This window comes from Shouchella phoenicis (assembly GCF_047238345.1).
In the GTDB taxonomy this organism is placed as follows: Bacteria; Bacillota; Bacilli; order Bacillales; family Bacillaceae_D; genus Shouchella.
The window spans coordinates 2680889-2702691 of sequence record NZ_JBDFMQ010000001.1 but is presented as its reverse complement, the minus strand read 5'-3'; the positions used below and the strand labels follow the sequence as shown (position 1 = coordinate 2702691).

Below are 21803 nucleotides of genomic sequence, written 5' to 3'. Positions count from 1 at the left end.
TTCCCCTTTGCTTTAGCGTTTTTCTATAACAACCACAAATGGTGGATTGTTGCGTTGATTAATAAATTGGTAAGAAGCTACATGTGCCTCTTCTTGCGGCAAGTTTGAAACATAGTGAAGCACATCGTCTTTTTCTATTTTCCCTTCAGGATGTCCATGGTAGATCACGAGTACGATGCGACCTTCTTTTGAAAGTTTGGAATAGATTTGTTCAATTGCTTGGATCGTTGTGTCTCCCGTTGTTGTAATACCCTTATCTCCTTTAGGTAAATAACCTAAATTAAAGATTGCCGCTCGAATCTCTGCCGTTTGAAAAGAAGGGAGCTGGTTGAGATGTTCATGTCCAATGTGATGGAGCTTCACACGCTTACTCATGCTTGCTTTTTGAATTCTTTCGTTTGTTGCCATTATTGCCTCGTCTTGAATGTCACAGCTAATCACTTTTCCGTTATCACCAACAAGGTTGGCTAAAAAAAGGGTGTCATGTCCATTTCCAGCTGTTGCGTCAACAACCGTGTCTCCAGATCGGACTATTTCTTGTAGCAGTGTGCGTGCGTAAGGTAAAATTCCTTGTACGTTCATGATGGAACTCCTTTATAATACTTTCCTTGCCAACTATTACGCTTCTGAAATTCTGCTTCAATGCCATTTAATACGGACCATTTGTTTGTACTCCACATTGGGCCAATGAGAATGTCTGCAGGTCCGTCTCCTGTTAAACGATGAACCATAATAGACGGAGGTAACACTTCAAGTTGATCGACAACAAGTTTTGTGTAGCTCTCTTGGTCCATAAAATCGACGTATCCTTTTTCAAATTGTTTGACCATCGGTGTTTTTTTCAACAAGTGAAGCAAATGAATTTTAATTCCCTGCACATCGAGCTTGGCTACTTCTTTTGCTGTTTCAAGCATCATCTCTTCTGTCTCAAGGGGCAGTCCGTTAATAATATGAGCGCATACACGGATGCCTTTGGCCCGTAGTTTTGCGACACCCTCTTGATAGCATTCATAATCATGTGCGCGGTTAATGAGCTGTGCGGTTTTTTCGTGTACCGTTTGTAAACCTAATTCTACCCATAGGTATGTACGCTCGTTCAATTCAGCTAAGTAGTCAACCACGTCATCAGGTAAACAATCAGGTCTTGTCGCAATAGATAAGCCGACAACACCATCTTGCGCTAAAATCGTTTCAAAATAACGCCGAAGTGTCTCTACGGGCGCATAGGTATTTGAATAAGCTTGAAAATAGCCGATATATTTATCTGTTTTCCATTTACGAGCCATTTTTTCTTTCTGTGTGTGGAATTGCGTAACTAAATCATCTTTTCGGTCACCGGCAAAATCTCCTGACCCTCGTTGGCTACAAAATGTGCAGCCTCCATACGCAACATTTCCATCACGGTTTGGGCAATCAAAGCCTGCATCTAGCGAAATCTTCATTACTTTTGAACCGAAATAGTCTTTCAGGTGGTCGTTCCACGTATAATAAAATTTCTCATTAAGGTTCGTTGGTTTTGTATCATCAATCATGTCTATCACCGTTGCCTTTTAAAGAATAAGCTTAGTGTATCATCTCTTCCATTAGAAGTCTTCCTATTGAATGACGTCATAGAAAAGTTGTTGCTAAATTCTTGAATTTCTTCTAAACTGATGAGGGTTTTGACATGATAAAGGAGGCGGGTTTATGCCTAAATCCATTTGGATTCTTATTATTGCGACAGCGATTAATATCACCGGTGCTTCGTTTCTATGGCCGCTAAATGCTGTCATTATGACGCAAGTTCTTGGCCAAACGTTAACGGCTTCAGGGTTTGTGTTAATGATCAATGCAGGTGCTGGTGTGATTGGAAGTTTAATCGGTGGACGTTTATTTGATAAATTAGGCGCATTTCGAACGATTTTAATTGGCGCAACGACATCTGCAAGTGCATCAATCTTACTTGCTTTCTTTTTTGAAACATATGTGCTTTATGGTTTATTTTTAGCTTGTATGGGTTTCGGTTCGGGGATGATGGCACCGTCCATGTATGCATTAGCTGGAAGCCTGTGGCCAGAAGGAGGCAGACGACCGTTTAATGCGATTTATGTGGCGCAAAATGTGGGGGTTTCCCTTGGGACAGCACTAATCGGAGTTGTGACGCTTGTCCGTTTAACGGATGTGTTTATCGCCAATGCAGCCGTCCATGTCTTTATGCTCGGGTTTATTGCCTTTTTCTTTCGTAAATGGGATGGACAACTTGGTCGAACTGCGGATGCTACGCTACGGGTGTCACAAAAAGTTCCGTTTAAAAAGCACTATCGTTTGCAGGCCCTTATTCTGATTTGTGGAGCGTTCTTGATTTCATGGATTGGTTATACTCAGTGGCAAGCGAATGTTTCCGTCCATATTCAAGACTTAGGCATTGCGCTTCCTCTCTATAGTTTACTTTGGACGATTAATGGCCTCATGATTGTGTTTGCACAACCTCTAATCGCCCTAATTATTCGAAAGTTCCACTTAACCATCAAAGGGCAAATGACAACGGGCATCATTATTTTTGCCTTGTCCTATTTAGTGTTAACACAAGCGAGTGTCTTTACAATGTTTCTCGTTGCCATGTTGATTTTAACCATTGGTGAAATGTTTGTCTGGCCAGCGGTGCCTACCATTGCGAATCAACTTGCTCCTAAAGGGAAAGAAGGTTCTTATCAAGGAATTGTAAACAGCATTTCAACTGGTGGGAGAATGATTGGTCCTTTGTTAGGCGGCTTAATTGTTGACTTCTATTCAATTGAATGGTTATTTCTACTCATAAGTGGACTCTTGCTGTTATCGATTCCTCTTGTTCGCATGTATGATCGACCTTTGCAAAAAGAAGAAAAAGCACAGCAATCGGCTTCATAATAGGAAAAATAGGTATATGCCTGCTTGACATTGGGAATAACTTTGCATACAATGACGATAATCATCGATAATGAAAACACAACCATTAAGGAGTAGTAGTGAACGCTTGGACACAAGAGAGCTGACGGTTGGTGCAAGTCAGTCAGATAGCGTAGCGAACTCGCCTTTTAGTGATTAAGAATGAACGTTGAGTAGTTCTTAACGGCACACACCGTTATGTGTAAGTGATTAAGCGAATGCGCTTAATAAACTGGGTGGTACCGCGGGATATAACAGCTCTCGTCCCTTTGATAGGGATGAGGGCTTTTTGTGTTTTATCGACTTGGAAAAAGGAGGAATATGAATGTCATTTTCACATCAACAAATTGAAAAGAAATGGCGGACGTTTTGGCAAGACAATAAAACGTTCAAAACAACAGAAGATCAGAATAAACCAAACTTCTATGCGCTTGACATGTTTCCATACCCATCAGGATCTGGCTTGCATGTAGGGCACCCAGAAGGCTATACGGCAACGGATATTCTTGCTCGTATGAAGCGAATGCAGGGGTATAACGTGTTACACCCAATGGGGTGGGATGCGTTTGGCTTACCAGCAGAGCAATATGCACTTGATACAGGGAATCATCCAGCGATTTTTACAAAGGAAAACATTGAAACCTTTAAGCGTCAAATCCAAGAACTAGGATTCTCTTATGACTGGGATCGTGAAATTAGCACAACAGATCCAGACTACTATAAGTGGACGCAGTGGATCTTTATTAAACTATATGAAAAAGGTCTTGCTTATGTGGACGAAGTGGCAGTGAACTGGTGTCCTGCGCTTGGTACCGTGCTGGCAAATGAAGAGATAGTCGACGGGGTGTCAGAACGTGGAGGTCACCCAGTTGAGCGTCGTCCGATGAAGCAGTGGGTATTACGGATCACGGAATACGCCGATCGTTTGCTTGAGGATTTAGAAGACCTTGACTGGCCAGAAAGTTTGAAAGACATGCAGCGCAACTGGATCGGCAAATCAGAAGGTGCAGAAGTAACGTTCGACATTAACGGTGAAGAGGTAAGGGTGTTTACGACTCGTCCCGATACATTGTTTGGTGCAACGTACATGGTTCTTGCTCCTGAACACAAACTTGTTGATCAAATTACAACAAGTGAGCAGAAGGAAACGGTTGAAGCATACAAGAAACAAGTTTCGTTGAAAAGTGACCTAGAACGTACGGACCTTGCGAAAGAAAAGACTGGCGCGTTCACAGGAGCCTATGCAATTAATCCAGCTAATGGAGCAGAAATTCCAGTCTGGGTTGCAGATTATGTATTGATCAGCTATGGTACTGGCGCGGTAATGGCTGTTCCTGGTCATGATGAGCGTGACTATGAATTTGCCAAAACATTTGACCTACCGATAAAAGAAGTTGTTGCCGGCGGTGACTTGTCTCAAGAAGCTCATACTGGGGATGGCGAACATGTACATTCTGACTTTTTGAACGGGCTTCATAAAGAAGAGGCAATCACAAAAATGATAGCGTGGCTTGAAGAGAGTGGCTCTGGTTCGAAAAAAATTACGTATCGCCTGCGCGACTGGTTATTTAGCAGACAGCGTTATTGGGGCGAGCCGATTCCAGTGATCCATTGGGAAGATGGGTCGATGTCGACGGTGGCTGAAAGTGAGCTACCGCTCATGTTGCCAGAACTTGATGAGATAAAACCTTCTGGTACAGGGGAATCACCGCTTGCCAACGCAACAGACTGGCTTGAAGTAACAGATTCTAAAACAGGTATGAAAGGCCGTCGTGAGACAAACACAATGCCCCAGTGGGCAGGTAGCTGCTGGTACTATCTACGCTATATCGATCCAACCAATGAAGACGTGCTTGTAGATCCAGAAAAAGCGAAGGCATGGTTGCCAGTTGATATCTATATCGGTGGCGTTGAACATGCGGTTCTCCATCTTCTTTATGCACGATTCTGGCACAAGTTCTTATACGATATTGGCGTTGTCCCAACAAAAGAGCCGTTCCAAAAACTGTTTAACCAAGGGATGATTCTTGGAGACAACAATGAGAAAATGAGTAAGTCAAAAGGAAATGTGGTCAATCCAGACGATATCATTGCGACTCACGGTGCTGATACACTTCGCCTTTATGAAATGTTTATGGGGCCACTTGATGCATCGATTGCTTGGTCGACAAATGGACTTGATGGTTCAAGACGTTTCCTAGAGCGTGTATGGCGACTCATTGTAAACGAAGAAACCGGGCAATTGAACGATAAAGTTCAAGATGCAGAGGCAACAGACGTGCTGACACGGACGTATCATCAAACGGTGAAAAAGGTAACAGAAGACTTTACTGAAATTCGCTTTAATACCGGTATTTCACAGCTAATGGTATTCGTTAACGAAGCAAATAAACAAGATATTTTGCCTAAAGAATTGGCAGAAGGCTTCGTGAAGTTGCTTTCTCCGATTGCGCCACATATTGCTGAAGAAATTTGGCAAAAGCTTGGTCATAGTGAATCGATTGCTTATGCGGAGTGGCCGACGTACGATGAGTCCCTATTAGTTGAAAATGAAATCGAAGTCGTTGTTCAAATTAACGGCAAAGTAAAAGCCAAATTGGTTGTAGCAAAAACGGCTTCGAAAGACGAACTAGAAGCAGCTGCCAAAGCAGATGCAAAAGTTCAAGAAGCCATTGGCGACAAAGCGATCCGTAAGATTATTGCTGTTCCTGGAAAACTTGTGAACATCGTTGTCGGATAACGAAAAAGCAGGGTGCTCATGGCACTCTGCTTTTTATTTGCTATTCAATGCCGCACCAGAACCAGCTGTATAGCCAGTAGAAAAGGCACATGTAATGTTATATCCACCAGTATAGCCGTGGATATCAAGTACTTCCCCACAGAAATAAAGCCCTTTTGTTTTCCGAGACTGCATCGTTTTTGGCTCAATTTCTTTCACGCTTACGCCGCCACCTGTAACAAATGCTTTTTCAATTGATAAGGTTCCGTTTGCTTTTAAAGGAAAAGCCGTTAATGTTTGTGCGAGTTTTCGTAGTGCTTCGTGAGATGTATTGGCACATACTTCTTGCTCGTTAATGTTAAGGTCCTTATAAAGGAACGTGAGCAATCGTTCAGGAGCAAAGCCCTTTAAGACCGTTTTTAATGCTTTTCTTGGCTCAGCTTTTATTAATTTAACGAGTTGTTGAAATAGATCTTCATGGGAAGAACCAGGGAAAAGCTGAATGCTCATCGGCACCCACTGCGCGTTGTATTTCTTTAATGCTTTGACGACGTATTGGCTACACCGAAGGGCTGCAGGGCCTGAGATGCCAAAATGTGTGAAGATCATATCGCCTTCATGGGTTTTGATTTTTTTGCCGTTTGGTGCTGTAACCGTTAGTTCAATTTCCCGTAGTGATAGTCCTTGTAGATCTTTATTCGTAATAAACGGTTGATCAATGGTGATTGGAACTTCGGTTGGATAAAGCTCTGTAATCGTGTGACCTGCTTTTTTTGCCCACGGATACCCACTTCCATTACTCCCTGTATGAGGGACAGATTTTCCACCAGTCGCAATGATGACTGCCTTCGTGGCAACTGTTGTTCCGTCTTTTAACAAAACGGAATGTAGATCTTCTTCCGAAAAGTGCAGATCTCCAACTTCTGTATTCGTACGAATGTCAACCTTCAATGATCGAATACGATTTAGGAGTGTATCGACAACCGTCTGTGCCTTGTCGCTAATAGGGAACATACGTCCCCGGTCTTCTTCTTTTAGTTGAATCCCTAAATTTTCAAAAAAGGTAATAATGTTTTCATTATCAAAAACGGAAAAAGGGCTGTGCATAAAGCGTCCATTTCCGGGGATGTGCTCGATTAATTGCTTGTGTTCCATTCGGTTGGTGACGTTGCACCGTCCGCCACCGGAAATGGCTAGTTTTCGGCCTAATTTATTCCCTTTATCAAGTAAAAGGACTTTTGCTCCGTTTTCAGCAGCGGCGACAGCTGCCATTAAACCAGAGGGCCCTCCACCAATAATTACTACATCGTACATCTTTTTTCCACCTATCGTTAAAACAGTATCTTTCTATTGTACACATTCTGACGAAAAACAAAAGCATGAAAATGTTGCAGGAAATCGTAGAAAAAGAGCGAAGGTGAAAGAAGAATAGAGAAAGGGTGATGGACATGTTGTTGGAGGCGAAAGAAAAAGTCACGCACGTATTTGAACAGATGGTGATGTGGCGGAGACACTTACACGAACATCCAGAATTATCGTTTGAAGAAGTAGAAACGCCACTTTATATCGAAAAACAGTTAAGGAAATTAGGCATTACCGATCTAACCACTGGTGTAGGAGGCCGTGGCATTGTAGCAAGAATAAAAGGGACGAAGCCAGGAAAAACCATAGCCTTCCGCGCAGATTTTGACGCCTTACCGATTGAAGAAGAAAATGAAGTGGCTTATGCTTCCAAAGTACCTGGAAAAATGCACGCATGTGGCCACGATGGGCATACCGCCGCGTTACTCGGTTTCGCAGCGATTATGAAAGAGCAGGTCGATCAACTAGCCGGGACAATTGTGCTCATTTTTCAACATGCCGAAGAATTGCCACCAGGCGGAGCAAGAGAAATGGTAGCGGATGGTTGCTTGGACGGGGTTGATGCGATTTTTGGTGCCCATGTTTCAAGCCATCTTCCTTTAGGCAACATGAGCTGTACGCCTGGTGCAGTTATGGCTGCCGTCGATAAATTTAAGATCCATATCCAAGGAAAAGGGGGACACGGTGCGCAGCCACATACAACCCTTGATTCCATTGTGGTCGGAAGTCAGCTTGTGAATGAACTGCAAACGATTGTAAGTCGGAGAATTGATCCAATGGCACCAGCAGTTGTGACGGTTGGTGTGTTTCAAGCAGGAACCGCTTTTAACGTGATAGCGGATACGGCAACGATAGAGGGTACTGTTCGTACGTTTGATCCTGATGCTCGACAAAAAGTGGAAGAGGAAATGCGGTCGATTGTGAGTGGAAAGGAGCAGAGCGCTCATGTGTCCACTGAAATCGATTATTTAAACGGCTATCCAACCCTTGTAAATAGTGAAGAAGAAAGCGCAATTGTCCGTAAATTGGCTACTGAAACGTTAGGAGAGAACAGTGTGATTATGGCGCCTCCTATTTTAGGTGGAGAGGATTTTGCCTATTATTTAACCGAGAAACCAGGCGCCTTTTTCCATGTTGGCGGTCGAACAGAGGAGGAATTTACCCAATTCCCTCATCACCATCCTCGATTTGATTTTGATGAGCAAGCACTTAAAAACATTACGTCATTGTTTATTGCGCTAGCCAATCATTATCTCGTGAAACCTTAAATCCAGCCTTTATTCACTGCGAGATGCACAGCTTCCACTCGATTTTCACAATCAAGCTTCGTTAAAATGTGCGATAGTTGATTGTGAATCGTTCCTGGAGAGAGGTGCATCTCTTTTCGTTGTTGAGGCGAGCTTGTGTTAACAACGTTTTTTCATGAGGGGGGAAGTGGATTCTCTTATGTGAATGCGGCATATACGAAGGATGGTCATACGTATTAACTCCAATGACAAATGTCACGATGTAAGGTTAGTTTGAAGTTGCACACGGGTATGACAGAAAGAAAGGAGACGATAAAAAGATGAAAACGTACATGATCAATACAAATGCGCACAGTGAAATGATTGATATCACCGAAAAGGTGAAAGCTGAAATAAAAGATCAGGGAATTCAGAATGGATTTGTCATCGTTCAATCCCTCCATACGACAGCTGGAATTACAGTAAACGAAAATGCAGATCCTGATGTTGTAACAGATTTTTTACGACGATTAGATGAAGTGTACCCGTGGAATCAAGAGAGCGACTTACATATGGAAGGAAATACAGCCGCTCATTTGAAAACGTCCACTGTAGGACCATCTCAAACCGTTTTAATAGTCGAAGGTGAGCTTGTATTAGGAACTTGGCAAGGGATCTATTTTTGTGAATTTGATGGTCCACGTCGCAATCGGTCATTTGCGGTAAAAGGAGTCGAAGGATGAAAACGATTAAAGCGAAAAAAGTTTGGGACGGTAGAGCCTTGTTAGGAGAAGGCCCTTTTTGGGATGAGCACGAGAAACGTTTGCTCTGGGTGGATATTGATGGTTACAAGCTACACAGTTATGATCCAACCTCCGAAAAGTTGGATACGTTACCTTTTGCGCAGCACGTAACAGCAGTTGTGAAAACGGACCATGGTGGTTTTGTGCTCGCTATGAGGGATGGACTGTATCGATACGTCGGAGATCGTTTAACGCCTCTCTTTCTCTTACCTGATGGAGGGAAAGCGGTCCGTTTCAATGATGCTAAATGTGACCCTCAAGGTCGCTTATGGGCAGGAACGATGGCGTTTAATGGCAAAGATAATCGTGGGATTTTATATCTACTTGATGAGGACGGGACCATTCATGAGAAAGTAAAAGACTTAACGATCTCAAATGGTATGGCTTGGGACGAGTCGAAGCAACTCTTTTATCATAATGAAACAACTTCAAACACAACCAGCATTTATCGGTATGAAGCTGAGGACACAAGGAACATAACGGCAATTGGAACAGTTCCCATCACCTATAGTGATTATGGAGGAAGCCCAGATGGCATGACAATTGATAAAGAAGGGATGCTGTGGGTCGCTTTATGGGGAGCAGGAGCGGTTATTAGAGTCAAGCCAACAACCGGTGAAGTGATCGAAACCGTTACAGTACCGGCTTCTCATACAACATCGTGTACATTTGGTGGCGAAGATTATCAGACATTGTTTATTACAACGGCAGCGAAAGAAAATGAAGTAGAAAGCGGTGGATTGTTTACTGCTAAAGTAAATGTTAAAGGTGTGGGTTCACGCTCATACAAAAGCTATGACTAAATAAGGACAGGCTAGTTTAACGACAACATTTTTCGTTAAACTAGCTTTTTTACGCGGAGAAAAATTGAATTCTTTTTGTCGGATTGGATAGTTAAGGCAATGGATGACAAACTATGCTAAAATGCGAAAGAAGTCTTTTTTTTTGGTTGAACGGGGGAAGTCATGGCTGGGTCAAAATTAATGCAAGGAACAAAAGCGTTAACCCTTGCAACACTTATTTCAAAAATCATTGGATTTCTTTATATTATTCCCTTTGTCCCGTTAGTAGGAGAACAAGGGGTTGCCCTTTATCAAGCTGGCTACATGCCGTACGGGATTATGATTGCACTTGCGACAATGGGCGTACCAGTCGCTTTATCAAAATATGTATCAAAATATCATGCGTTAGGCGATTATGATACGGCTCATCGCTTATTTAAATCCGGCATTCCACTAATGCTCATAATGGGCTTTCTATCGTTTTGGATTTTATTTTTAGGAGCGCCTTTATTAGCGACAGTTGCTTATACAGCAAATGAAGGGGACCAGTATGTATTCGATGATGTGGTGTTCGTTATTCGAATGGTCAGCTTTGCACTTCTTGTGATTCCAGTGATGTCGTTAATGAGAGGGTACATGCAAGGGTTTCAGCAAATGGTCCCTACTTCTGTTTCGCAAGTATTGGAACAGATTATTCGAATTGCCTTTATCTTAATAGCAGCTTTTCTTATCATGAATCTTGGTAGTGGCAATATGCCGCTTGCGGTCGGGTTTGCTACTCTAGGTGCGCTTGTAGGGGCTTTCGGTGGATTAGCTGTGTTAATCTATTATTATCGAAGTCAACGTACGTATATCTTGAAAAAAGTGGAAGAAACGAAACAACCACTTCAAAACCGCCAACAGTTGCCAAAGATGTATAAAGAGCTTATTTCATATGCGCTTCCATTATCCTTTGTTGGTTTATCGATACCGCTCTTTCAAATGATTGATGTCTACACGATAGAAGATGCGATGACCGCAGCGGGATTAGGGCATCTAGGCAAGGCATATATTGGTGTATTAACAGGGATGGCACATAAGATTGTGTTAATTCCGATGGCGCTCGCAACAGCATTATCAATAACGCTCGTGCCAACGATTACAAGAGCGTATGTTTCTGGTGATCAAACGGTCTTACAAACGTATATCACTCAAACGTATCAAGTGATTTTATTTATTACGATTCCAGCATCATTTGGCATGTTTGTGCTAGCAGAGCCGATTTATTACTTCTTATTTGGTGCGAACGAAAGCTTTGTTCTCGGTGTGGAAACATTACGATTCTATGCACCTGTTACGATTCTTTTTGCGGTTTATGCAGTAACTGGCTCCATTTTACAAGGGATGAATCGTCAAAAAAATGCTGTGTTAAGCCTTATTATTGGGTTACTATTAAAATTAAGTTTGACCTATGTCTTTATTTTGTGGTTTGGTCCTTATGGTGCGATTTGGACAACATATATCGGATTCGGTGTCGCGCTTGCGTTAAATATTTATGCCATTGGTCGACATGCAGCGTTTGACTATACCATTATCTTTAGAAGAACGGTCCTAATTGCGGTATTTACAACGATTATGGTGATCGCTGTAGGACTAATTTGGGGAGGAATGCGCGTCTGGTTAGGTGACGATGTTAGTCGAATTGGTGTAGCGGTTCCGCTCTTTATAAGTGTAGGTGCTGGCGTCATTGTCTACTTTTATTTAGGCATTCGCTCCCATTTAGCAGGTAAAGTATTAGGGGATAAATTTAAGCTTAGATAGAGACGCTATTGACGTGTCTCTTTTTTTCTCACAGCTTTCCCATAATGTAGATGATTTTCGACATTTGTTTCACCGAAAAGCCTCTTTTTCCTGCGGACAAGCTTTGGTATAATGAAGCCAGTTTTATGAGAGTAAGAGACTTGAACATTTAAAACAAGTCAATTAGGAGGACGAATGAATTATTCCTTTCGTAAAGATAATGATTGGCTTTTAATTGGTGCAACCGTAGTGTTGGCATTGTTTGGTTTATTAATGGTGTATAGCGCAAGTTATGTAGAAGGCTATATTCGTGAGAATCCGTACCACTATGTAACGAGGCAAGGAATGTGGCTTGGTCTATCAACTGTAGCGTTTATTATTTTAATGCATTTTCAATACAGGCATTTTCAGAAAATCACACCACTTATCATACTCGCTTCCTTTATTTTATTAGTCTTAGTTCTTGTTATCGGAATGGGGGAAGAAGTTGGTTCAAGTCGGTGGATTCGTTTTGGCCCGATTGGGTTACAGCCATCTGAATTTGTTAAATTAGGGTTAATTATATATTTAGCACATGTGTATTCTCGGAAACAAGCGTATATTGATGACTTTGTAAATGGTGTGATGCCCCCTTTAATTGTGGTCGGTGTCATGTTTGGTCTTGTGATGCTACAACCGGATCTAGGAACAGCAACCTCCATCATGTTAACAGCCATTCTACTTGTAATTATTTCTGGTGCAAGATGGCGGCATTTAATTGGTTTAGTCATTGTTGGAGGAGTTGTCTTTTCGGCGTTGGCTTTGCTTGAACCATACCGGTTACAGCGATTAGTGTCGTTTATGAATCCGTTTGAAGATTTATCTGGAAGTGGGTATCAGTTGATTCACGGGTATTTAGCGATTTCAAACGGCGGATTCACTGGATTAGGTTTAGGTGAGAGCATGCAGAAGTTGCGGAATTTACCTGAAGGGCATACCGATTTCATTTTAACGATCATCTCAGAAGAGTTGGGCTTCTTAGGTATAGCCCTTGTGTTCATTTGCTATGGCATCATTCTCTTCCGCGGGGTTTCGATCGGGACAAAATGTAAAAGCCCGTTTGGGAGTTTACTTGCGTTTGGGATTGTCTTTTCAATTGCGATTCAAATTATTTTTAACGTGGGCGCCATTTCTGGTATGTTGCCGATAACAGGTGTCACGTTACCGCTTGTATCATATGGTGGTACGTCTTTACTCGTTACATTGTTGAGTATTGCGATTTTAGCAAATATCCATCAAAACAATGAACGACAAAAACGTAAACAAGAGAATGATGAATCACTTAGTGCTTAATTGGAGTTTGGGGGCTTAAGATGGAACGAAAACAACATGGTCTTGATTACACACTTTTGTTCCTCGTATTTTTATTAATGTGCATTAGCTTGCTCGCCATATACAGTGGGGCAGGACAGTACTTTAATGAAGATCCGACATACTTTGTTGTGAGACAGGTCATTTGGTACGGGGTTGGCGCCTTAATTATTGCGGGGGTTATGCTCGTTGATTTTGATCACTTTAAATTTTTAACGATCCCGTTATATGGTATCGGCATGATCCTGTTATTAGCAGTTGAATTTTTTGGGACGGAAAGAAATGGGGCACAGCGGTGGATTTTTGGTATTCAGCCGTCTGAATTCATGAAGATTTTCCTCATTTTAGCTTTAGCACATTTGCTTTATCGTTTAACGAGCGAGCGAAGTGATTTTTCTGTGAAAGCAGATTTTATTTTGCTGGCAAAGGTGCTTGCTGTAAGTGTTCCTCCTTTTTTCCTTATTTTAAAACAACCAGATTTAGGGACAGCGTTAGTGGTAGCGGCGGTTATTGCAACGATGGTCTTAATGTCTGGGATACGCTGGAAGATTTTATTCTCCTTAGTGGGGATCGTGGTCGCCTTCTTGGCCTTCATGGTGTATATGCATCAAGCTCACTTTGAGTTTTTTAGCGAATACTTAATTGAGCCCCACCAACTATCAAGAATTTATGGCTGGCTAACGCCGGATGATGATACAAGTGGTATTGGCTATCAATTAAATCAAGCCATTCTTGGGATTGGTTCCGGACAGTTGTTTGGTAGTGGGTTTATGGAAGGCTTACAAACACAAGGCGATGCCATTCCTGAGATACACACAGATTTTATTTTCACCGTTATTGGGGAAGAGTTTGGCTTTCTCGGAGCGATGGTGTTGCTAGTCGTTTATTTCTTATTGTTTTATCGCATGATTATGATTGCTTTAACGTGCAACAACTTATTTGGTACGTATCTTGTATCAGGTGTCATTGGACTGCTTGTGTTTCAAGTGTTTCAAAATATCGCCATGACCATTGGCTTAATGCCGATTACAGGCCTTGCGCTTCCGTTTATAAGCTATGGAGGTAGTGCCTTATTAACAAATATGCTAGCGGTAGGGATCGTACTAAACGTCCACTACAGAACGAGAGAATATATGTTTAAAAGCAAAGAAGCGTATAGCTGAAGACAGGGGAACCTCCTTCAGCTATTTCTTTTGAGAAAGAAAGGGTTGTGAAAATGAGATTGGATAAACTCCTCGCGAATGCAGGTTATGGATCACGTGCAGAGGTGAAAAAAATACTTAAACATGGTGCTGTTCATGTTAATGGAAAACAGGTAAAGGATGCGAAAACTCAGGTCGACCCAGATCAGCACTTGATCCAAGTAAGCGGGGAAGAGGTTGAGTACAAAGAATACGTCTACATCATGTTAAATAAGCCAAAAAATGTTCTGTCCGCTACAGAAGACCGGGTGCATAAAACCGTAATTGATTTAGTGTCAGCAGAGTATGGACACTACCCGCTTTTTCCTATCGGGCGCTTGGATTTGGATACAGAAGGACTCATCCTATTGACAAATGACGGGCAGTATTCCCATGAATTGATGTCACCAAAAAAACATGTAGGAAAACTGTACCGTGCTGAAATTAGAGGAAGCGTTACGGAAGAAGATGTCCAAGCGTTTCAACAAGGCGTAACGTTAAAGGATGGCTACACGACAAAGCCTGCACAATTAGAAATAAAACAGGCAGATGAATTGTCAATTGTACATGTAGAAGTGTCGGAAGGGAAATATCACCAAGTAAAGCGCATGTTTGAAGCGGTAGGGAAACAAGTGATGGAGCTTGAAAGATTAAGAATTGGCTCATTGTGGATGGATGAAAAATTGCCCCGCGGCCATTTTCGTGAATTAACTTCTGAAGAACGTGTCATGGCCAAAACAAACCAAAAAAAAGACCTATGAGGGTCTTTTCTTTTTTATGATACTTTTGTTTTTTTACTTGTTGCTTTCCATTTGCCTCGTGCTGAGCTAACGACAAGATTGTTATATTCAAGTACATTTAAGTCTCGCTGCACGGTTCGTTGAGTGATGCCGAACTCTTCAACTAATTCATTCGTCGTGACAGTTCCCTTCTGTTTGATGTACAAGTAGATGGACTTAATTCGAGTCAGCATACGATCAGTTGAAGTTTGCAAAAAACCACTCCTTCTTTAAACATGAATTCAAATCCCTATACCCAATCCTATGCAAATTGAAAACCATTTAATCCAATGTTACTAAGTTAGGTGAGGTGATGGTCTTGATTGTCGTGCATCTAATCTAAAAAAGATCGCTCTCTATTTAGACACTTATAGTTTACACCAAAATAAGAAAAAGCGCAAAGAAGAAATCATGTAAATTGTTGGTTAAAATGGAACACCTATATGAAAACATCGTCAAAAAGCCGAACATTTATGAATGTATCGAAAGGATTGTACAGAAAACAAGCAATGGTTTTGCGGCTATACGAGGTTTTTTTTAACGTAAACAGAATCAATGCTCGAAAAAAATCTTCGTAAATGAGGGTAACTCATTACGAAGATCATTTAAGCGATTCTTAGTCTTCAAACTGGAATAAATCTGTTGATAAGTAACGTTCGCCTGTATCACATGCAATCGCAACGACATGGTCATCAGGAGACATTGTTTTTGCAAGTTCTAGCGCAGCAAAGCAGGCAGCTCCTGATGAAGGGCCAACAAGAATGCCTTCTAATCGGGCTAAATCACGTGTCGTTTTATACGCATTTTCATCATCTATGCGTCTAATTTTATCATAAACGGTTTGATTTAAAATCGATGGAATGAAGCCAGGGCTTGTTCCCACAAGTTTGTGAGGGCCAGGTTTGCCGCCAGATAATACAGGGGAACCTGCAGGCTCAACAACGTGAATAATTGCATTTGGGTAGAATTCTTTTAATGTTTCGCCAGTGCCGGTAATGGTTCCACCAGTTCCAGAAGCTGCAACAAAACCTGATAGGCTAACACCGATAGAATCAAGGCTATGTTTAATTTCATGAGCGGTTGTTTTTCGATGCGCATCCGGGTTTGCTTCGTTTTCAAACTGCATCGGCATGTATGCACCAGGAATTTCTTCAACAAGTTGTTTTGCTTTATCAATGGCACCTGGCATTTTTTTGTCGCCTTCGGTTAAAACGACTTCAGCACCATAAGCCTTAAGCAAGTTTATGCGTTCTTGACTCATTGTATCTGGCATGACTAAAATGGCGCGATACCCCCGGGCCGCTGCATTCATCGCCAAGCCGATACCCGTATTCCCTGATGTTGGTTCAATAATTGTTGATCCTTCTTTTAATAAGCCATCTTCTTCTGCTTGTACAATCATCGAATAGGCTGCACGGTCTTTCACGCTGCCACTCGGGTTAAACATTTCTAGCTTTAAATAAACGGCTGCTCCCTTTGAATCGGCTAATTTGTTTAAACGGATTAACGGCGTTTCTCCAATCAATTCAGCAACATTATTTACGACTTTCATTTTTTCACCTCATTAAATGTCTTTCTCTACGTTACACATTATAAAGGCAATATAGGAGACATGCGAATATTTTTGCTTCAATCGTGCGAAATGACGACCTAAATTAAGCGATGTGTACGTATAGATTGACCAATAAATCATCAATTATTTCATCACATTCAACGTGACCTTTACATATTCTTTAAAATTAATCAGGAAGAGCATTGAAACGTATAGTCGTAAAGGCTATAATAAAAAGGTCGTGTTATTTTAATGTACGTTATCCATTTACAAAATTTACTAATATAAAAACAATTGTTATTGAGCTGTTCAGAAATAAAGGGAGGTATTTGATGGTCCAGGGCAGCTACATCTCTTTCTATGATTTACGTGTAAGGAAAGTGTTTAATTGGCTCGGAGCGACCGAAATGATGGTCGAACTCATGGGATTGGAAGAATGCGTAGGTTTTGGTGATACGTTTTTAGAAGCCAAAAAAAACCTCAATGAGAGCATAAAAGTATGGGAACAAACATATGGGAAAGAAAGTTTTCCTCCACATTTGCAGAGACCGCAAATTATATGGATTGACGCACCGATGGATAAATCCGAATTTGCGTTTATTAATCATGAACTATTAGCGTTAGAACAAGGATAGTGCAAACGTAAGAAGTCTCCAAAGCTAGATGTGGAGGCTTTTTTATTTATATATAACGAGGTACATGAGTAAATAGATCGTTTTTTATTAGAATTAAGAGGGTAAATAGTTGGTACAGGAAAGGATGATGGAACGTGGAAAACCGCTTAGTCGTTGTAACAGGTGGTGCAAATGGGATTGGCAAGGCTGTGTCCCAAGCATTTGCAAAAGAAGGGCATCAAGTCATTGCAATTGATAAAGAGGAGCCGACATGGGAGCAGGAACATGTAGTAGCGTTGCAAGCTGATTTAGCAGATTATGATCAAGTGCAGGCAACAATGAACCACATAACAGAAAAATTTGGAACCCCTGCTGTGTTAATTAACAATGTTGGAGTCTCCACATTCAAAAATTTTTTTGAATTGACCATTGAAGAGTGGAACCATGTGCTCCAAACAAATGTGACAAGTACATTTTTATTCTCTCAAGGGTTTGCAAAAAAGATGAAAAGTGAGAAGACCCCATCTGCCATCATTAACATTTCATCAACACGTGCCTATATGTCTGAACCTGATTCAGAAGCATATGCGACCTCTAAAGGAGGAATTGCCGCGCTGACACATGCCATGGCTGTCTCACTTCAAGACACAACCATCTCCGTCAATGCTATTGCACCTGGATGGATTCATACAGGCGATGTTAAAGAGTTAAGAGAGATTGATCACCACCAGCATCCTTCAAAGCGTGTGGGCACACCGAGTGATATTGCACAGGCGTGTTTATTTTTAGCGAATCCCAAAAATAACTTTATTAATGGTGAAACGCTCACGATTGATGGGGGCATGACAAGAAAAATGATTTATGAGCATTAAATAAAGTATGAGTACAAGGGCAAGTTTCTTAAAAGGATAGAGAGTAGGACAAAACTCAAGGTTCCTTTCGTTCACCGTGGTCTTCTATGCCGGGACCGACTTTAGCCTCTCTTGCTAGAAAGTCGCTACAGGATCTTCAGACATGTGCTGTCCCGCACGAGTCTCAGGTTCTTATAACAAAGAGAAGACGATTAATCCATTGGATTAACCGTCTTTTCAACTTGTTCATATTCTTTTGTCCCAGCCACTTGCATTACGTACGTTTATTAAAATAAAATCGTTTTGTTTTGATGAACGATACAGCGGTCATCCAAATGCCATTGTACAGCACGGGCAAGGGCGATTCGCTCAATATTTCTGCCGACAATTCGAAGGTCTTTTGCAGAGTGACGGTGGTCGACACGAATCACGTCCTGTTCAATGATCGGACCTTCATCTAGATCATCTGTAACATAATGAGCAGTAGCGCCAATTAATTTAACGCCGCGTTCAAATGCTTTTGCATAAGGATTTGCGCCGATGAATGCAGGCAAAAACGAATGGTGAATATTAATGATGCGCTGCGGGAACTGGGAGACAAATGTTGATGTTAAAATTTGCATGTAGCGAGCTAAAACGACTAACTCAATATTATGTTCTTTTAACAATGCAATTGCAGCGGCTTCTGCCTCTTCTCTGTTTTCTTTTGTGGCTGGAATATGATAAAAAGGAATTCCGTACGATTCAACCTCTACTTGTGTATCGGGATGATTGCTGATCACAAGCGGAATGTCTGCGTATAATTCGCCTGCTTTCCATTTCCATAAAAGTTCAGACAAACAATGATTTTCTTTAGAAACAAAAATGGCCATTTGCTTCTTTCGTTGAGCTTCTTCTAATTTATAGGTGAAATCATGTGTGGCAGCCAACGATTGGAGCGCTTGTTGAATTGATCGGAAATGAGCTTGATCTTTTTGCCATTCAAATTCAATTCTCATAAAAAAGCGACCGTGCTCATGGTCAGTCGAATATTGGTCCGACTGAACAATATTTGCGTGATGATTAAAGAGTAATGTAGAAATTGCAGCGACAATTCCTGGTTTATCTTGACATGTTACAAGTAAGATTGCGCGATTTTCGTGATGGTGCACGTTTTGTTCCTCCGTTCTAAACACCTTTTAAACAAGTATATCGTTATATAACTCCCCTATTGAAGCAAACTTATTCGCTTGCTGTCAATCTTTCCTCAAGTAAAAAGTCGATTGACAGAATCATTTTTACTATGAGAAGATTCGATTTCTGCCAAAGGCATTTGGAAATAGTTTTTTTCAATCTCACGTTGACGTTTCTTATAAATTTTTGGTAACATAAGACCTACCTATTGATTGTGATCATGCACGATGCCGCTTCAATCGTAACGATTATAGAGTTGATTGAATAGATGGCAGAGACTTTGCTGTGCTCTGCTTCTTTTAATGGATTTTTTTTATTAGAAAAGCAGTAAGGAAGCGGAAGAAAAGAAAAGGAAATTGAGGGTGAACCTGGTGGAATTGTTTTTAGGAGAAGGCTGGGATGTCTTACCCGCTGGAGGCGCAACTGGTGAAGCATACGTTGCTAGACATGGCGACTATCAATTATTCATAAAGCGAAATTCATCTCCTTTTCTTGCGGTTCTTTCTGCTGAAGGAATTGTCCCGAAATTATTGTGGACAAAGAGGTTGGAAAGTGGTGACGTCATTACGGCACAGCGCTGGATTCAAGGAAGAGAACTAAAAGCGAAGGAAATGAGGAAAGCAAGTACAGCAAAACTGCTTGCGAATATTCATAATTCCGCTGATTTGCTAGATATGTTTACAAGGATGGGGAATAAACCTTTAGTTCCGTCTGTAATGATTGAAAACATGCATTTGCAAGTATCGCTTTATGGACTTGATAACCCGCTAATTGTTAAAGGTTTAAGCGAACTTGAGCGTTTACTTCAGCGATTGGATGACACTAAATATGCGGTTTGTCACGGCGATATTAACCATAATAATTGGATGCGTGATGAACACGAGAATTTGTATTTAATTGATTGGGACGGTGCGACCGTTGCTGATCCTGCTCTTGATTTAGGTCTATTGTTATATACGTATATCCCTGAAGATGAGTGGGCTGACTGGTTAACAGTGTACGGGGAGCGGTTAACAGATTCTTTACGATTAAGAATGTACTGGTATGTTGTAGCAAATAGCATATCAGAGTATCTATGGCACTATAGTCGAAATAACGAAGATCAAGTACGTAGCTATGAAAAAAAATTGTCTTATTTAATCAATAGCTCATCTTATCAGAGATGAGCTATTTGCTTGAGACGAGATAGCTTATTTCCTAGGAAATAAGCCAACTATAATTGATTAATCCAACTATCAATGGCTTGAGAATCGAATGTGTCGGTCTCCGATGCGCTTGCAATTTGGGAGATTGTATCAGAAAGGCTCGAATCAAGCGATTGATCTTGAGCGACATTTGACAAGAGCTGCGTCAATTGTTCTTGTTCATTTTGAGTGAGGAAATGCTCGGTTTGCTGACTGAGTAGTAAATCTTTAATTAATGAAAGTTTATGATTCGTTGATAAAGGCATGTTACACCTCCTTCATTATAGCGTAGCTTAATTGTTTGAAAATTATTCAGAGATAATAAGAAAGAGGGATAGACATGCGTTTAAGACATAAACCGTGGGCCAGAGAAGAATTGAGTAAACGTCCAACGATTGTTATTCAAGAACCAGCTTTACAAAAAGGAAACTGGAATGACATTTTTGGGAACAACAATCCAATTTATATTGAAGTTGGAACAGGGAAGGGGCAGTTTATAACGAAGATGGGACAGGCTCATCCTGAGGTGAATTTCATTGGCGTAGAACGATATGAGAGTGTTCTTATTACAGCAATGGAAAACGTAGAAGAAGCTGGTGTTGCAAACGTTAAGCTTTTAAGTGAAGATGTTGGCGATTTAACCGAATTTTTTTCAGCTGGAGAAATTAATCGTTTGTTTATTAATTTTACGGATCCGTGGCCAAAAAATCGTCATGAAAAAAGACGTCTGACTCACGAACATTATTTGAGTATGTATCGCGAGGTAATGGATTCTCAAGGAGAGGTTCATTTTAAAACTGATAATCAAGGGCTATTCGAATATTCCCTACATAGTATGTCTAGCTATGGAATGTCGTTAAAAAATGTAAGCCTCGATCTTCATAACAGCGAGATGGAAGGCAATATTATGACAGAATATGAAGAGAAATTTTCTGCTAAAGGTGATCGGATTTATCGGTTAGAAGCAACGTTTTCATAAGTGTAAAAAGAGCCCTGCATCGCAGGACTCTTTTTTTGAGGTTAAAAGGATTTAAATTTGTTCAAGCTTTAGAAGAACACCGCTGTTTATATCGGCAACAAATTCATATTGAACAGGACCGTCGACTGTTGAACTTGTTAAGCCTCCTCGATAAGCTTGATACGTAAGACCTAAATGAGTAATCGTTTCAGGCTGCATGTGAATCCATGAGCCGTGAATAATGTATTCTTGTTTTACTACTGCTTTGACTTTCTTTAGAACGGTCTCAGGCTTCATTTCATCCGATTGACAAGCTCTAGATGCTAGAACACCTATAAGAACGCCTACGCCAATTCCAATCGATAAACGTTTCAATTTAAACCTCTCCTTATTATAAAAGTAAGTGGAGTGCCAGCTGATGGGTACAATTCATGATATCCCCTTAAATCAAAAAATAAAAACCATCTCTGTTAGAATCACCATTTACGATACCATAGTTTTGTGTGAAAAGTAAATCTCCTTTACACGACGACTGAATAGGACAAATGAATCGCTAGCTTATCTGAAAGAAGTTCTGTAAAATAAA

22 protein-coding genes and 1 other annotated feature are annotated in these 21803 nt (G+C 41.0%); of the genes, 13 read left to right on the top strand and 9 right to left on the bottom strand.

Annotation, left to right across the window (positions count from 1 at the left end):
• Positions 1-12: 12 nt before the first annotated feature.
• Both mnmM and mnmL read right to left on the bottom strand, forming a co-directional pair.
• Positions 13-582 carry a tRNA 5-(aminomethyl)-2-thiouridylate-methyltransferase MnmM gene (gene mnmM, locus ABC361_RS14470; protein WP_413074610.1) on the bottom strand — a complete coding sequence of 190 codons (570 nt, stop codon included), beginning with the start codon at positions 580-582 and terminating at the stop codon, positions 13-15.
• On the bottom strand, positions 579-1532 hold the full coding sequence (gene mnmL, locus ABC361_RS14465; RefSeq protein ID WP_413074609.1) for a tRNA modification radical SAM protein MnmL/YtqA: 954 nt from the start codon (positions 1530-1532) through the stop codon (positions 579-581). The genes mnmM and mnmL overlap by 4 nt, the downstream gene beginning before the upstream one ends.
• 154 nt (positions 1533-1686) lie before the next feature.
• Here mnmL and ABC361_RS14460 point away from each other — a divergent pair, with 154 nt between their 5' ends.
• Both ABC361_RS14460 and leuS read left to right on the top strand, forming a co-directional pair.
• Positions 1687-2886, top strand: a complete 1200-nt coding sequence (locus tag ABC361_RS14460) for an MDR family MFS transporter (protein WP_413074608.1) — start codon at positions 1687-1689, stop codon at positions 2884-2886.
• 72 nt (positions 2887-2958) lie between these two features.
• Positions 2959-3176: a binding site (T-box leader), on the top strand.
• Between the two features lie 53 nt (positions 3177-3229).
• Positions 3230-5644 (top strand): leucine--tRNA ligase, encoded by a 2415-nt coding sequence (leuS, locus tag ABC361_RS14455; protein ID WP_413074607.1) that lies wholly within the window; start codon positions 3230-3232, stop codon positions 5642-5644.
• 33 nt (positions 5645-5677) lie between these two features.
• Here the strand turns inward: leuS and ABC361_RS14450 are convergent, their stop codons facing one another.
• The gene (locus ABC361_RS14450) at positions 5678-6937 is read right to left on the bottom strand and encodes a BaiN/RdsA family NAD(P)/FAD-dependent oxidoreductase (protein ID WP_413074606.1); all 1260 of its coding nucleotides are present in this window, start codon (positions 6935-6937) and stop codon (positions 5678-5680) included.
• A 134-nt stretch (positions 6938-7071) separates the two neighbouring features.
• On the opposite strand from ABC361_RS14450, the gene ABC361_RS14445 reads away from it, so the two are divergent.
• On the top strand, positions 7072-8253 hold the full coding sequence (locus ABC361_RS14445) for a M20 metallopeptidase family protein (protein ID WP_413075778.1): 1182 nt from the start codon (positions 7072-7074) through the stop codon (positions 8251-8253).
• Here ABC361_RS14445 and ABC361_RS14440 read toward each other — a convergent pair.
• Positions 8250-8363: a LuxR C-terminal-related transcriptional regulator gene (locus ABC361_RS14440; RefSeq protein ID WP_413074605.1), complete on the bottom strand. Its 114-nt coding sequence runs from the start codon at positions 8361-8363 to the stop codon at positions 8250-8252. The two genes, ABC361_RS14445 and ABC361_RS14440, sit on opposite strands and share 4 nt — an antisense overlap.
• A 189-nt stretch (positions 8364-8552) precedes the next feature.
• Here ABC361_RS14440 and ABC361_RS14435 point away from each other — a divergent pair, with 189 nt between their 5' ends.
• The 6 genes from ABC361_RS14435 (at position 8553) to ABC361_RS14410 (ending at position 14867) form a co-directional block, all read left to right on the top strand.
• Positions 8553-8954, top strand: a complete 402-nt coding sequence (locus tag ABC361_RS14435) for a secondary thiamine-phosphate synthase enzyme YjbQ (protein ID WP_413074604.1) — start codon at positions 8553-8555, stop codon at positions 8952-8954.
• Positions 8951-9817, top strand: coding sequence for an SMP-30/gluconolactonase/LRE family protein (locus ABC361_RS14430; RefSeq protein WP_413074603.1), 867 nt, complete (start codon positions 8951-8953; stop codon positions 9815-9817). The genes ABC361_RS14435 and ABC361_RS14430 overlap by 4 nt, the downstream gene beginning before the upstream one ends.
• A gap of 162 nt (positions 9818-9979) precedes the next feature.
• Positions 9980-11596 carry a putative polysaccharide biosynthesis protein gene (locus ABC361_RS14425; RefSeq protein ID WP_413074602.1) on the top strand — a complete coding sequence of 539 codons (1617 nt, stop codon included), beginning with the start codon at positions 9980-9982 and terminating at the stop codon, positions 11594-11596.
• Positions 11597-11770: 174 nt separating this feature from the next.
• The gene (gene ftsW / locus ABC361_RS14420; protein WP_099301558.1) at positions 11771-12907 is read left to right on the top strand and encodes a putative lipid II flippase FtsW; all 1137 of its coding nucleotides are present in this window, start codon (positions 11771-11773) and stop codon (positions 12905-12907) included.
• A gap of 20 nt (positions 12908-12927) precedes the next feature.
• The gene (rodA, locus tag ABC361_RS14415; protein ID WP_413074601.1) at positions 12928-14088 is read left to right on the top strand and encodes a rod shape-determining protein RodA; all 1161 of its coding nucleotides are present in this window, start codon (positions 12928-12930) and stop codon (positions 14086-14088) included.
• Between the two features lie 53 nt (positions 14089-14141).
• Complete coding sequence (locus ABC361_RS14410) at positions 14142-14867, top strand: pseudouridine synthase (protein ID WP_413074600.1); 726 nt, start codon at positions 14142-14144, stop codon at positions 14865-14867.
• 14 nt (positions 14868-14881) lie between these two features.
• Here the strand turns inward: ABC361_RS14410 and ABC361_RS14405 are convergent, their stop codons facing one another.
• A complete protein-coding gene (locus ABC361_RS14405; RefSeq protein WP_038482055.1) occupies positions 14882-15100 on the bottom strand; it encodes a DeoR family transcriptional regulator in 219 nt (72 codons plus the stop codon).
• A 401-nt stretch (positions 15101-15501) separates the two neighbouring features.
• The gene (cysK, locus tag ABC361_RS14400; RefSeq protein ID WP_413074599.1) at positions 15502-16437 is read right to left on the bottom strand and encodes a cysteine synthase A; all 936 of its coding nucleotides are present in this window, start codon (positions 16435-16437) and stop codon (positions 15502-15504) included.
• Between the two features lie 332 nt (positions 16438-16769).
• Here cysK and ABC361_RS14395 point away from each other — a divergent pair, with 332 nt between their 5' ends.
• On the top strand, positions 16770-17072 hold the full coding sequence (locus tag ABC361_RS14395; RefSeq protein WP_413074598.1) for a type II toxin-antitoxin system HicB family antitoxin: 303 nt from the start codon (positions 16770-16772) through the stop codon (positions 17070-17072).
• A gap of 134 nt (positions 17073-17206) precedes the next feature.
• Entirely contained in the window at positions 17207-17923 is a 717-nt protein-coding gene (locus ABC361_RS14390) for an SDR family NAD(P)-dependent oxidoreductase (protein ID WP_413074597.1), read from the top strand.
• A 266-nt stretch (positions 17924-18189) separates the two neighbouring features.
• Here ABC361_RS14390 and purU read toward each other — a convergent pair whose 3' ends face one another.
• Positions 18190-19053 (bottom strand): formyltetrahydrofolate deformylase, encoded by an 864-nt coding sequence (purU, locus tag ABC361_RS14385; protein ID WP_413074596.1) that lies wholly within the window; start codon positions 19051-19053, stop codon positions 18190-18192.
• A gap of 393 nt (positions 19054-19446) precedes the next feature.
• Between purU and ABC361_RS14380 the strand changes: the two genes are divergently transcribed.
• Positions 19447-20241 (top strand): phosphotransferase, encoded by a 795-nt coding sequence (locus tag ABC361_RS14380; protein WP_413074595.1) that lies wholly within the window; start codon positions 19447-19449, stop codon positions 20239-20241.
• Between the two features lie 47 nt (positions 20242-20288).
• On the opposite strand, the gene ABC361_RS14375 is transcribed toward ABC361_RS14380, so the two are convergent.
• Positions 20289-20525: a YtzH-like family protein gene (locus ABC361_RS14375; RefSeq protein WP_413074594.1), complete on the bottom strand. Its 237-nt coding sequence runs from the start codon at positions 20523-20525 to the stop codon at positions 20289-20291.
• A gap of 74 nt (positions 20526-20599) precedes the next feature.
• On the opposite strand from ABC361_RS14375, the gene trmB reads away from it, so the two are divergent.
• Complete coding sequence (gene trmB, locus ABC361_RS14370) at positions 20600-21238, top strand: tRNA (guanosine(46)-N7)-methyltransferase TrmB (protein ID WP_413074593.1); 639 nt, start codon at positions 20600-20602, stop codon at positions 21236-21238.
• Between the two features lie 51 nt (positions 21239-21289).
• Here the strand turns inward: trmB and ABC361_RS14365 are convergent, their stop codons facing one another.
• Complete coding sequence (locus ABC361_RS14365; RefSeq protein WP_413074592.1) at positions 21290-21592, bottom strand: hypothetical protein; 303 nt, start codon at positions 21590-21592, stop codon at positions 21290-21292.
• Between the last annotated feature and the right edge of the window lie 211 nt (positions 21593-21803).

Excerpts from the sequence above, each read along its gene's own strand:
- mnmM (WP_413074610.1), bottom strand. The coding sequence starts at position 582 with ATGAACGTACAAGGAATTTTACCTTACGCACGCACACTGCTACAAGAA.
- mnmL (WP_413074609.1), bottom strand. The coding sequence starts at position 1,532 with ATGATTGATGATACAAAACCAACGAACCTTAATGAGAAATTTTATTAT.
- ABC361_RS14460 (WP_413074608.1), top strand. The coding sequence starts at position 1,687 with ATGCCTAAATCCATTTGGATTCTTATTATTGCGACAGCGATTAATATC.
- leuS (WP_413074607.1), top strand. The coding sequence starts at position 3,230 with ATGTCATTTTCACATCAACAAATTGAAAAGAAATGGCGGACGTTTTGG.
- ABC361_RS14450 (WP_413074606.1), bottom strand. The coding sequence starts at position 6,937 with ATGTACGATGTAGTAATTATTGGTGGAGGGCCCTCTGGTTTAATGGCA.
- ABC361_RS14445 (WP_413075778.1), top strand. The coding sequence starts at position 7,072 with ATGTTGTTGGAGGCGAAAGAAAAAGTCACGCACGTATTTGAACAGATG.
- ABC361_RS14440 (WP_413074605.1), bottom strand. The coding sequence starts at position 8,363 with ATGCACCTCTCTCCAGGAACGATTCACAATCAACTATCGCACATTTTA.
- ABC361_RS14435 (WP_413074604.1), top strand. The coding sequence starts at position 8,553 with ATGAAAACGTACATGATCAATACAAATGCGCACAGTGAAATGATTGAT.
- ABC361_RS14430 (WP_413074603.1), top strand. The coding sequence starts at position 8,951 with ATGAAAACGATTAAAGCGAAAAAAGTTTGGGACGGTAGAGCCTTGTTA.
- ABC361_RS14425 (WP_413074602.1), top strand. The coding sequence starts at position 9,980 with ATGGCTGGGTCAAAATTAATGCAAGGAACAAAAGCGTTAACCCTTGCA.
- ftsW (WP_099301558.1), top strand. The coding sequence starts at position 11,771 with ATGAATTATTCCTTTCGTAAAGATAATGATTGGCTTTTAATTGGTGCA.
- rodA (WP_413074601.1), top strand. The coding sequence starts at position 12,928 with ATGGAACGAAAACAACATGGTCTTGATTACACACTTTTGTTCCTCGTA.
- ABC361_RS14410 (WP_413074600.1), top strand. The coding sequence starts at position 14,142 with ATGAGATTGGATAAACTCCTCGCGAATGCAGGTTATGGATCACGTGCA.
- cysK (WP_413074599.1), bottom strand. The coding sequence starts at position 16,437 with ATGAAAGTCGTAAATAATGTTGCTGAATTGATTGGAGAAACGCCGTTA.
- ABC361_RS14395 (WP_413074598.1), top strand. The coding sequence starts at position 16,770 with ATGGTCCAGGGCAGCTACATCTCTTTCTATGATTTACGTGTAAGGAAA.
- ABC361_RS14375 (WP_413074594.1), bottom strand. The coding sequence starts at position 20,525 with ATGCCTTTATCAACGAATCATAAACTTTCATTAATTAAAGATTTACTA.
- trmB (WP_413074593.1), top strand. The coding sequence starts at position 20,600 with ATGCGTTTAAGACATAAACCGTGGGCCAGAGAAGAATTGAGTAAACGT.